8 protein-coding genes are annotated in these 11,062 nt (G+C 69.7%); 5 read left to right on the forward strand and 3 right to left on the reverse strand.

All coding sequences use genetic code 11. From position 1 onward, the window contains the following. Positions 1–10 precede the first annotated feature (10 nt). Positions 11–1,465 (reverse strand): aldehyde dehydrogenase family protein, encoded by a 1,455-nt coding sequence (locus ACFRAL_RS13775; protein WP_378883821.1) that lies wholly within the window; start codon positions 1,463–1,465, stop codon positions 11–13. 306 nt (positions 1,466–1,771) lie between these two features. Here ACFRAL_RS13775 and ACFRAL_RS13780 point away from each other — a divergent pair, with 306 nt between their 5' ends. The 4 genes from ACFRAL_RS13780 (at position 1,772) to ACFRAL_RS13795 (ending at position 7,149) form a co-directional block, all read left to right on the forward strand. Continuing rightward, complete coding sequence (locus ACFRAL_RS13780; protein ID WP_378883824.1) at positions 1,772–4,465, forward strand: PQQ-binding-like beta-propeller repeat protein; 2,694 nt, start codon at positions 1,772–1,774, stop codon at positions 4,463–4,465. Positions 4,466–4,672: 207 nt separating this feature from the next. Beyond that, complete coding sequence (locus ACFRAL_RS13785; RefSeq protein WP_336394642.1) at positions 4,673–5,326, forward strand: TRAP transporter small permease; 654 nt, start codon at positions 4,673–4,675, stop codon at positions 5,324–5,326. Positions 5,327–5,330: 4 nt separating this feature from the next. Continuing rightward, positions 5,331–6,611 (forward strand): TRAP transporter large permease, encoded by a 1,281-nt coding sequence (locus ACFRAL_RS13790; RefSeq protein WP_336394641.1) that lies wholly within the window; start codon positions 5,331–5,333, stop codon positions 6,609–6,611. Positions 6,612–6,693: 82 nt separating this feature from the next. Beyond that, the gene (locus ACFRAL_RS13795) at positions 6,694–7,149 is read left to right on the forward strand and encodes a type II 3-dehydroquinate dehydratase (protein WP_378883828.1); all 456 of its coding nucleotides are present in this window, start codon (positions 6,694–6,696) and stop codon (positions 7,147–7,149) included. Between the two features lie 9 nt (positions 7,150–7,158). Here the strand turns inward: ACFRAL_RS13795 and ACFRAL_RS13800 are convergent, their stop codons facing one another. Together ACFRAL_RS13800 and ACFRAL_RS13805 are read right to left on the reverse strand one after the other, a co-directional pair. Then, positions 7,159–8,520, reverse strand: coding sequence for an FAD-dependent oxidoreductase (locus ACFRAL_RS13800; RefSeq protein WP_336394639.1), 1,362 nt, complete (start codon positions 8,518–8,520; stop codon positions 7,159–7,161). A 29-nt stretch (positions 8,521–8,549) separates the two neighbouring features. Next, positions 8,550–9,632, reverse strand: coding sequence for a Gfo/Idh/MocA family protein (locus ACFRAL_RS13805; protein ID WP_378883831.1), 1,083 nt, complete (start codon positions 9,630–9,632; stop codon positions 8,550–8,552). Positions 9,633–9,947: 315 nt separating this feature from the next. Between ACFRAL_RS13805 and dctP the strand changes: the two genes are divergently transcribed. Beyond that, entirely contained in the window at positions 9,948–11,006 is a 1,059-nt protein-coding gene (gene dctP, locus ACFRAL_RS13810) for a TRAP transporter substrate-binding protein DctP (protein WP_336394637.1), read from the forward strand. Positions 11,007–11,062: the final 56 nt, after the last annotated feature.

The raw sequence follows: 11,062 nt of genomic DNA on the forward strand, positions 1-11,062 counted from the left end.
GCCGCGGCCGTCACCGGGTCACCGCCGTCGCCGCCGCCGCCGCCGACTCCAGCGCGGCGTCGTAGAAGTCGCCGAACAGCTCCTCGTCCGAGGGGCGGTCCTCGGCGATGACGCGCGAGACCCATGTCGTGTTCAGGTAGTGCCGCAGCGAGACGTTCTCGGAGGTGATGTTCCCGCCCCAGGTGCCGCAGCCCATCGACGAGGTCATCGGCATCCCGTTCGTGAAGGCCCCCGCGTTCGCCTTCGAGTTGGGCTGTCGCACCATGATCCGCGAGACCGGCATGTGCTGCGCGAAGTAGTCGATGTGCGCGTCGTCGGTCGACGCGATGCCGCACGAGTGCCCCTTGCCGCCGATGTCGTACAGCCGCTTGGCGACCTCGACGCCGTCCTCGAAGGTGCCGTCGTACGGGTGCACCGCCATCAGCGTCGTGAGCTTCTCCTTGCAGAACTGGCGGTCCTCGGCGATGCCGTCGCCCTCGACGAGGATGAACCGGGACTCCGCGGGGATGTGGAAGCCCGCCGCCTTCGCGAGCGCCTGGGGCGAGATGGCCACCGTGTCGGGCAGCCGATGCCCTTCGTCGTCCCACATCACGCGCTGCAGCGCCGACCGCTCGTCGGTGGACGCCAGATACCCCCCTTCGGCCTGCAGGGCCTCGAGCATCTCGCGGTAGCGCGACGCCGGCACCAGCACGTTGCCGTCCGCCGAGCACCCTGAGCCGAAGTCCGAGGTCTTGGAGATCATGCAGTTGCGGGCGGTCTCGCCGATGTCGGCCGTCTCGTCGACGAACTCCGTGGCGTTTCCCGCGCCGACCCCGTACGCCGGGGTCCCGGAACTGTACGCGGCGCGCACGAGCCCCTGACCACCGGTGGCGATCACGAGGTCGGAGCGCGCCATGATCTCCTGGGATGCGGCGAGGCTCGGCAGGGTGATGCACTGCAGGATGTCGGCGGGGGCGCCCTCCGCCTCGAGGGCCTCCCGCATGAGCCGCACGGTCTCGAACGTCGTGTGCTTCGAACGGGGGTGCGGCGAGAACACGACGACGTCGCGCGCCTTGATCGCGTAGATCGCGTTGCCCGCCGGGGTCAGGTCGGGATTCGTGGTCGGCACGATGCAGCCGATGATGCCGACCGGCTTGCCGTACTTGACGAGGCCCTTCTCGGCGTCCTCCTCGATCACGCCGACCGAGGGGCTGCGCAGCGCGTCGCGGAGCACGCCGCGGATCTTCATGCGCTTGTTCATGCGGCTGTCGAAATCGCCGAGTCCCGACTCCTCGATGCCCATCCCGACGAGCCGGTGAAAGGTGGAGCGGTTGGCCACCGCCCACGCGACGGCCTGGATCAGGCGGTCGACGCGCGCCTGGTCGTAGGTCTCGATGACGGCGAGAGCCGCACGCGCGCGCGCGAAGACCTCGTCGAGTTCCTGCTCCTGTTCCGGCGACAGGGATTTGGGTGCTGAAGCAGCCATGACAACTCCGTCCATGGGCGTGGGGTGCCGACTGCCGCATGCTATGCACGCCCGGTCACCGCCGACAAAGGGTGTCCCACTGGGCAGTAAGCCCACGGCACTCCGGTCACCGGGCCACCCCGCCACGAGAGGTTGTGCCACTCGATGGGCCGCAGGGTTGTCCCGCCGTGTGCCCGGGGTTAGCGTCCGAGCGCCGACCGTTCGACCGATCCCTCGGATCGGGAGTCCGGACGGCATTCCCCACGATGGCCCCGGGCGGGCGCGAGCCCGCCCGGGGCCGGATCGAAGACGATCAAGGAGCAAGGGATGCGCAAACGACTGACCACGAGGTTGGGAGCTGCGGGGATCGGAGCGCTGGCGCTGGCGCTCGCCGTCGCCGCCTCACCCGCCTACGGACTGGTGAGGCCCGCCGAGCCTGTCCCCCCTGCGGGACTGACCGGCGTCGACCCGACGGGCGCCGACATGCCGACGGTGGGGGGGAACCTCGGCAATCAGCACTACTCCGGCCTGACGCAGATCACGAAGCAGAACCTGAAGGATCTGGCGCCGGCGTGGCGCACGCACGTGTCGGCGGTCGCGCCCGCGAGCGACGACACGGGCCAGCAGACGACCCCCATCGTCGTGGACGGCGTCCTCTACCTCGACACCCCGAGCGGCGGCGTCATCGCGGTCGACGGCGTGACGGGCGATCCCGTCTGGAAGTGGGAGAACACCGTCTACGGGCTGTCGGGCACCCGCCGCGGCGTGTCGGCCGGCGACGGCCTGATCTTCACGCTCGCGGGCGGCAATCGCGTCGTGGCCCTGGACCAGGAGACCGGCGCCGAAGTCTGGGCTGTGCAGCCCACCGGCGCGAACGGCGAGGACCTCGGGCGCGTCGGCAAGGTCGCGACCGTGTACTACGACGGAATCGTCTACGCCCACGCCGCCGACGGCGACCGGGGTGCGGTCGTGGCGCTGGACTCGAGCGACGGCTCGTACCTGTGGCACTTCTTCGGCGGCCCCAAGCGCGGCGAGCAGTTCACCGGCGTGGACGGCGTCACCTTCGACGCCTCCGAGACGTGGGGCCCGGTCCTTCCCGACGGCACGGACTGCGCCGAGGAAGGCGGCGCGACGTCGTGGATCCAGGGCGCCGTCGACCCCGAGCTGAACTTCTACTACATGACGTTCGGCAACGCCCGCAGCTGCACGTCCTCGCAGAACGGGTCGCTCCGCCCCGGCGACAACCTGTTCTCGACCACCATGGTGGCGGTGGATGCCTCGACCGGCGCCTACAAGTGGCACTACCAGTCGATCCACCACGACGTGTGGGACATGGACAACGTGCATCCGCCGACCCTCGCCGACATCGAGATCGACGGCGCGGAGCGCAAGGTCGTGTTCTACGGCAGCAAGTCGGGTCACCAGTTCGTGCTCGACCGCACGAACGGCCAGCCGGCGCTCCCCGTCACCGAGAAGGAGATGATCACCGACTCGCGGCAGCTGCACTCCGAAACGCAGCCGTTCCCGGAGCACCGCCTGCTGCCCGAGTGCCTCGTGTGGCAGAAGCTCGACCCCGACAACATCCCGGGCGACCCGTGGCGTGCGGTGCCGAACTACAACGGCTACCAGCCGGACGCCGAGGGCAACCTCGTCTTCAACCCCGACAGCTACGTCGCGGTCGACGAGCCGTACCTGTCGTACCCGGAGGGCCACGTCGGTCACCGCGAGGGCTGCATGTACGACCCGCAGTGGGACGTGCCGATCCTGTCGACGACGAGCCAGAACGGCGGCGGCGACTGGTCGAACAACTCGTACAGCCACAGCACGAACCTCGTGTACTTCCCGTACGGCACCAACCCGGTGGCGCACTGGAACGGCGCAGCGGCCAACGGCCAGCGCGCGATCGGCCAGTACCAGACCGGCGGCATCCTCGCCTACGACGCGTCCACCGGCGAGGTCGCGTGGCAGAACCACCTCGGCACGGACATGTCGCACGGCCAGGGACCGATGACCACGGCATCCGATCTGCTCTTCGTCGGCCAGATCGACGGACGCGTGCTGGCCATGGACGCCGGGTCGGGCGAGGTGCTCTGGGAGTTCCAGACCGGCTCCGGCATCGCGGCGGCGCCCGTCACCTACGAGGTCGACGGCGAGCAGTACGTCGCGGTCTTCGCGGCCGGGTCGACGAACCCGTACGGCAACTCGGTCACCCAGGGCGACTCGCTGTGGTCGTTCAAGCTCGGCGGTCGCTACACCACCGAGTCGGGCAGCCAGGAGGGGCCGATGACCGCACCGCTGTCGATCCGTCGCCCGGTGAGCGGCGCGGCCGTGGAGGGCGCCACGGTGAACAACACCGTGCTGCTCGCGCGGTCCAGCCGAACCGCCGACACGGCGGCGGCACGCGACAGCGTGGCGCAGGCCGGCATGCAGCCGACCAACCTGCGGGTGCCGGTCGGCACGACGGTGACGTTCCGCAACCCGGGGGCCGAGACGTTCCCGAACTTCCCCAACCTGAAACCGCACTGCGCCACGCAGTTCTTCGAGGGCGAGTTCAACGTCAAGCTGCAGCCGGGAGAGACGTACCAGCACACGTTCACGCGTGCCGGCGAGTACTTCTTCAACGACTGCACCGACCCGCGGCCGACAGGCAAGATCGAGGTCTACCTGGCTCCGCAGGACCAGCCGGGCGCCCTCACCTTCACTCCGGGCACGCTGCAGCTGGGGTCGGGCACCGGGCTGTTCACCGGTGTGAACGGCAAGGTCACGGCGCAGTTCGACCTGCCCGCCGGGTACACCTATGACAGTGGCGCGGTGCTCGTGACGCCGCTCTCATCCACGCCGGTGGACGCCTCGAAGGTGACGGCCAACAAGAACCGGATCATCCTCCAGTTCGACGCGACTGAGGTCGACAACAACGTGCCGACCGGGGAGGCGAGCCTCACCGTGAGGGTCAACGCCCTGAACCCCCAGGGGGTTCAGGAGCAGCTGACCTCGACGGCCGCGGTGACCGTCGTCAAATAGTCCGCTCCTCACCTCGCACCGGTCCGCCCCCGTCGCCCGCGACGGGGGCGGACCGGCGTGTGCGGCCCGTGTCCCATTCGGCGAAACTCGTCTTTGCAGGCAGGCGCGCGGCGGCCAGAGTCGCAGGGGCGGTGCACGTTCGACCCCGTTTCGCCCCGCATCGACAGAGAGGTTGGCAATGCACCAGCAGACCGTGGCGGTGACGCCATGACAGACAAGCCCGGGGAGGAGCCCGACCAGGGCCCGGCACCCGACCCCGACCGGTCCGCGCCCCGCCCGGCGGAGCCGGGGGTCGGGGACTCGATCTACCCCCACACCAACACGTACTACACCAGCCCCAAGCTCAACCAGGGCGTGCCGGCGGACCCGATGTTCATCCGGATCCTGTCGACGATCGAGATCACGATCGGCGTCGTCCTGTTCGCTCTCATCGTCTTCGGCGTGATGTACCAGGTGCTCGGCCGCTACTTCCCCTCGATCAGCTGGGTCGGTGCCGGTGAGGTCGCGCTGCTGTCGATGATCGCGCTGACCTTCATCACGACCGGCTACCTCGTGGGACGCAACGGCCACATCGTGCTCGAGATCTTCGACGAGCTGCTCGCCGGCACGAAGCTCTTCGTCGCGCTGCGCGTGATCTCCGCGGTGATCATGGTGGCCACGTGCCTCGTCCTCGCCTACGAAGCCTGGGTGAAGATCGACGTCGAATGGGGCCGGCTCAGCGCCGCGATGCACGTGCCGATCGGCGTGCTGTACGTCTTCGCGCTCGTCGGCTTCGTCTCGGCGGCGATCCACTCCGCGTTCAAGATCCCGTACGCGAACCGCCCCGAGCGCAAGCTCGACATCGGCGAGATGGAAGGCTGACGAATTGGATCTCTGGCTCTACATCCTGCTGTTCGTCGTCCTCCTGCTGCTGCGGGTGCCCGTCGCGTTCTCGATGATCGCGGCGAGCATGCTGTACTTCTACAGCCACGGCCTGTCGGCGGGATATGCGATCACCTCGGTCGTGAACGGCATCAACAGCTTCCCCCTGCTGGCCGTCCCGCTCTTCATCTTCGTCGGCACCATCGCCAACCACCTCGGCATCGCGACGCGGCTGTACGACCTCGCCCGCGCCCTGCTGCCGCGGCTGCCCGGCAACCTCGCCTACGTCAACCTCGGCACCGCGATCGGGTTCTCATGGATCAGCGGCTCCGCCCTGGCCGACGCCGCCTCCACGAGCAAGGTGCAGATCCCGCAGATGCTCAAGGCCGGATACCCCTACGGGTTCTCCGCGGGCCTGACGGCCTCGGGATCGCTCATGAGCACCGTCATGCCGCCGAGCATCCCCGCCGTGCTCTTCGCCGCGACGGCGTCGATCTCGACCGGCGCACTGTTCGCGGGCTCCATCATCCCCGCCATGCTCATGGCGCTCGGCCTCGCGCTGTACATCTTCATCTGGGTCAAGCGCCACCCGAAGGTGGCCGTGGCCCGGCCTTTCGACGGCTCGATGCTGGCGAAGGCCTCCGTGCGGGTGATCGGTCCCGCGCTGCTTCCGGTCATCATCCTCGGCGGCATCTTCAGCGGATGGTTCACCCCCACCGAGAGCGCGGGCATCGCGGCGGTCTACATGCTCCTGCTGGGTCTGATCTACCGCACGCTCACCCTGCAGGTGTTCTGGAGGGCCGCGAAGGAGACGGTCGTCATCTCGGGCGGCATCCTGCTGATCCTCGGCGCGTCGAACCTCATGGGGCAGGTGCTCGCACGTGAGCAGGTTTCGCGGGCGCTGGGTGAATGGCTCACCGGGCTCACCGACAACCCGCTCCTGTTCCTGCTGATGCTCAACGTCCTGCTCATCCTGCTCGGCATCCCGCTCGAGGCGCCGCCGGTGATCCTCGTGCTCGTGCCGATCCTCATGCCGATCATCGGGCAGTTCGGGATCGACCCGGTGCAGCTCGGCGTCATCATGATCCTCAACCTGATGATCGGATCGCTGACACCACCGGTCGGCGCAGTGCTGTTCGTCGTCGGCTCCATCACCCGAAGGCCGATGGGCGAGCTGTTCCGGGGCATCCTGCCGTTCCTGATCCCGCTGGGAGCCGTGCTGCTGCTGCTGACGGTGTTCCCGGTGATCGTCACGTTCCTGCCGACACTGCTCGGCCTGATGTAGCTCGGTGATCCTGGCCGGCGGGTCTCACGAAGCCGATCCGTGGGACCCTTCGGGCAGGATGCCGCCGCAGAGAGGAAGAAGCATGACGAACAGGCTCTTCGTGCTCAACGGCTCCAACCTCAACATGCTCGGCATGCGGGAGCCGGAGCTGTACGGGACCGCCACGCTCGAGGATGTGCGGGCCGACTGCGAACGTGTCGCCGCCGAGCTCGGCTTCGAGCTGCTCTTCGCGCAGACCAACGCCGAGCACCAACTCGTCGAGTGGGTGCACGAGGCGTTCCGTCAGCAGGCGGTCGTCGTGATCAACCCGGCAGGTTTCAGCTTCAACTCGGTGCCGCTGCTGGATGCGCTCCACATGCTGACGACGCCGGTCATCGAGGTGCACATCACGAACATCCACGCCCGCGACGCCGTCCACCAGCGCTCCCTGATCTCGACCGTGGCCCGGGTCGTCATCGCCGGAGCGGGCGTCTACGGGTACGAGCTGGCCATCCGGGCCGCCGGCCGACTCACCGCCCGCGCCGGCGACGACGGCTGAGCGCCTCGATCACGCGGCCGCGATCGAGTCGGCGGCGGTGACGCCGAAGACGAGCGCCTTGGTGAGCGCGGTGCCGGTCATGTACGAAGCGCCGTGGAATCCGCCGGCGACCTCGCCGGCGGCGTAGAGGCCGTCGATGCGGGTGCCGTCCACGCGCAGCACGCCGGCATCGGGCGCGACGCGCAGCCCGCCGAAGGTCGAGGTCATGGCCGTCACGGCGGCGTACGCGTAGAACGGCGGCGAATCGAGCGGGGTGAGGGCCCCCACGCCGTTGACCAGGCCCGTGCGGCCGAAGGGGTCGCCACCGGACGCCGACACGGCACGGTTGTATTCCGAGACGGTGCGCTCCAGGCTGCGCGGCGGGATGCCGAGCCCGGCCGCCAGGTCCGGGATCGTCGGGGCGCTCACGAGGTGTCCCAGCTCCTCGAGGCGCTCCATGTCGGACAGAGGCACGCCGGGCCGCGAGCGCGCCCGCACGACGGCGTCGAAGATCTGGAAGGCGGTGCGGCCGGGCTGGCTCAGCACCGCGGCGCCGAGCACCTTGTACGACTCGGACTCGTCGGCGAAGCGCTCCCCGAGCGCGTTCACGAGGATGGCGCCGAGGTAGTTGGCGGTGAGGAGCTCATGCTCGTCGTCAGTCGCCTCGGCGTGCTGCCCATAGGTGCCCGAGACATGGCCGATGTCGGCGAGGCCGGCCCCCAGCAGCCATGCCATGCGCAGCCCGTCGCCGGTGTTGCCGACGCCGCCGTACGGCATGGCGGCGGCCTGGGCGGGGACGAAGAGGTCCAGCAGCTCGCGGCTGCGCGAGAAGCCCCCGCTCGCGAGAACGACGCCCGCGGGGGCCGGGAGCACCTCGCCGGCCGACTCGATGCCGACGACCCGGGAACCCTCCACGATGAGGCGTTCGGCGGCGCGGCCGGGAAGGATCACCGCTCCGGCGGCGGCGGCTTCGGCCTCGAGATGCGCCGCCAGGTCCCGGACGCGCACCAGGTGCGCCCGCGCGACGGACATGCCCGCGCTGACCTTGAGCTCGTCCGTCCACGCGCCGGCGCGGTCGATCGCCTCGACGGCGTGCGCCTGGCCGGCGACGAGCGCGCGCAGCAGCGACTCGTCCGCGAACCCGCCGCCGGTGTCGCGCATGTCGGAGAGGAAGAGATCGTCGGAGTCGGCCACCGCCGCGCGTCGCTGGAGCGCCGTGCCCGACAGCGCGAACCACCCGCCGCTGAGCGCCGTGCTGCCGCCGAGGTGGGAGCGCTTCTCGACGAGGGCGACGCGCCGGCCGCTCGCGGCGAGGCGCTGCGCCGCCGCCACTCCCGCGAGCCCGCCGCCGACGACGATCGCGTCGAACTGCCCGCCGCCCCGCTGCGTCATGACTGCTCCCTTCCCCGCGCCCGCCCGGGTCATTCCCGTCCCGCTTCCACGTCGGTGCGGAACCGCGCGACGTCGACGGTGCGCCGCGTGCGCGCGGCCAGCGCTGCGGCCTCGACGAGCGCGAGCGTGCGCGACGCGTCCTCGGCCGAGACGAGGGGCTCCGCCTCGCCGCGGACGACGTCGGCGAAGTGCTCGAGCTGACGCTGGAACGATCCGCGCGGCACGACGGGCAGGTAGGTGCGCGACAGCGGCGAGTGCCAGTCCGGCTCGACGGACGCGTCGTACGCGTACCGAGCGAGGTTCGGCACGGAGAGCGCGGCCCGGGTGCCGACGATGCGGTAGGCGACGCCGTCGGGCAGGAAGGGGAACGCCGCGGTCTCCTCTGTGGCCTGGTCCCATCCCCACGGCGAGACGCCCGCGTCGGAGGCGAGGAAGCTGCCCACGACGCCGTTCTCGAACCGGAGGCTCAACGACACCGTGTCCTCGACCTCGAGACCGCGCGCGTGCGAGCTCTGCATCGCCTGGATCTCGACCACCTCGCCGCAGAGATGCCGCAGCAGGTCGAGGTCGTGCACCACGTTGATGAGGAGCACACCGGCGCCCGGCCGGCTGTGCCACGGCATGTCGGTGAAGTACGCGTCCTCCTTGCGAGCCGACCACAGTCCGCTGACCGCGACGACCTGGCCGAGCTCGCCGTCGCGTATCGCCGCGCGGGCACGTGCCACGGCGGGGTGGTGGCGCCGGTGGTGCCCGACGAGGAGTCGGCCGCGCCTGCGCTCGACGGCCTCGACCAGCCGCAGCGACTGGGCGTGGTCCACCGCGACGGGCTTCTCCAGCAGCACCGCGACGCCCGCCTCGAGGCACTCGAGGGCGGTGTCGACGTGCAGCGCGTTCGGGTTGGCGATGATCACCGCGTCGACCTGGCCGGCATCCAGCATCCGCTCGGTCGACTCGTGCACCGCACACCCGAAGGCGTCCGGCGGCAGCACCGGATCGGCGACCGCCGTGAGCGCCATCCCGGGCGCCGCCCGGATGAAGTCGATGTGCTGGCGTCCCATGAAGCCGGCGCCGACCACGCCGAGCCGGATGATCGCGGGATCGGATTCGGTCACCGGGCCTCCCTGCATGCTGACCGTCGGCGGGTGCGGACCGAGCGTACGACACCGGCGACCGGCGCTCGCGGCGCGTTCCATTCAGCGGTGAGGAGCGCAGCGGACAGCGCCGCATCCGCCTGTTCCACTCGACGGGACATCGCTTTGCCAACGGTTCGAAGTCGGTCAGAGTCGGCACTGCCACCGGGCCGAAACGTGACATCGTGGTCGACGACGAACTCCCGTGCGAAGGCGTCGATCCCGAAGTCCCGCTCCGGCCATCGAATGTCACGTCAGACCTTGCACGAGGACGTGCACAGAACAGAGGAGAGTCCCATGAGCACAGCCCGCTCGACGCGCCGACGCCGATTCGCCGCGTCGGTGCTCGCAGCCACCGCCCTCGTCGTCACCGGCTGCGCCGGCGGCGAGGCCGCGCCCGACGAGACCGGCGACGGAGCCACATCCGAGAACAGCCCGGTCACGCTCACGGTCGCCACGAGCCAGAACGAGCAGACGCCGAACTACTTCTGCGGTGTCGAGCTGCTCAAGGAGCGACTGGAGGAGGCAGACATGGGCTTCACCGTCGACCTCTACCCCGCCAGCCAGCTCGGCCCGGACGCCGACCGCTTCCCGCAGGTGCAGGCCGGCGACATCGACATCGATCTGCAGGGCGCGTCCGCGCTCAGCGCCACCTACGAGCCCATCGGGGTGGTCGACGCGGCGTACGCCTTCGACGACGTCGACCACGCGTTCCAATGGATCGACGAGAACTCGGAGGACCTGTTCACGGGCTTCCACGAGGCGACCGGCGTCAACATCGTGGACGGCTGGTTCTTCGGCAACCGCACCTTCACCACCAAGGACGTCGAGGTCACCAGCCCCGACGACCTGGCCGGCGTCCCCATCCGGTTCCCCAACTCGCCGATCTTCCTCGCCAACGCCGAGGCGCTCGGCGTGACGAGCCCGGTGTCGGTGGCGGTCGAGGAGGTCTACACCGCCCTGCAGCAGGGCATCGCCGTCGGACAGGAGAACCCGATCGTGGCGACCCGCTCGTCGAGCTACGACGAGGTGCTCAACACCGCGATCCTGAACAACCACAACGTCGGCATCCACTGGATCCTCGTCAGCGACAAGACCTACGAGAAGATGAGCGACGAGCAGACCGCGCTCCTCGAGGAGACGATCCGCGAGATCCGCCCCGAGAACCGCGACTGCGTGGACGAGGCGACCGAGGAGATCCTCGACGAGTACCGCGGTGACGACAACTTCACTGTGGTCGAGACGGAGGACGTCGACATGGACGCCTTCATCAGCCAGGCGGAGGAGTTCTTCAACGGCTACTTCACCGGTGAGAACCTCGAGGCCTACCAGGCGATCCGCGAGACCGCGGGCTGATCTGACGCAGACGACGAACGGGGTGGGCGCCGGCGCCCACCCCGTTCGTCGTCGCC

Source organism: Microbacterium sp. NPDC056736 (assembly GCF_042790415.1).
GTDB lineage: Bacteria > Actinomycetota > Actinomycetes > Actinomycetales > Microbacteriaceae > Microbacterium.

Excerpts from the sequence above, each read along its gene's own strand:
- ACFRAL_RS13780 (WP_378883824.1), top strand. The coding sequence starts at position 1,772 with ATGCGCAAACGACTGACCACGAGGTTGGGAGCTGCGGGGATCGGAGCG.
- ACFRAL_RS13795 (WP_378883828.1), top strand. The coding sequence starts at position 6,694 with ATGACGAACAGGCTCTTCGTGCTCAACGGCTCCAACCTCAACATGCTC.
- ACFRAL_RS13775 (WP_378883821.1), bottom strand. The coding sequence starts at position 1,465 with ATGGCTGCTTCAGCACCCAAATCCCTGTCGCCGGAACAGGAGCAGGAA.
- ACFRAL_RS13785 (WP_336394642.1), top strand. The coding sequence starts at position 4,673 with ATGACAGACAAGCCCGGGGAGGAGCCCGACCAGGGCCCGGCACCCGAC.
- dctP (WP_336394637.1), top strand. The coding sequence starts at position 9,948 with ATGAGCACAGCCCGCTCGACGCGCCGACGCCGATTCGCCGCGTCGGTG.
- ACFRAL_RS13800 (WP_336394639.1), bottom strand. The coding sequence starts at position 8,520 with ATGACGCAGCGGGGCGGCGGGCAGTTCGACGCGATCGTCGTCGGCGGC.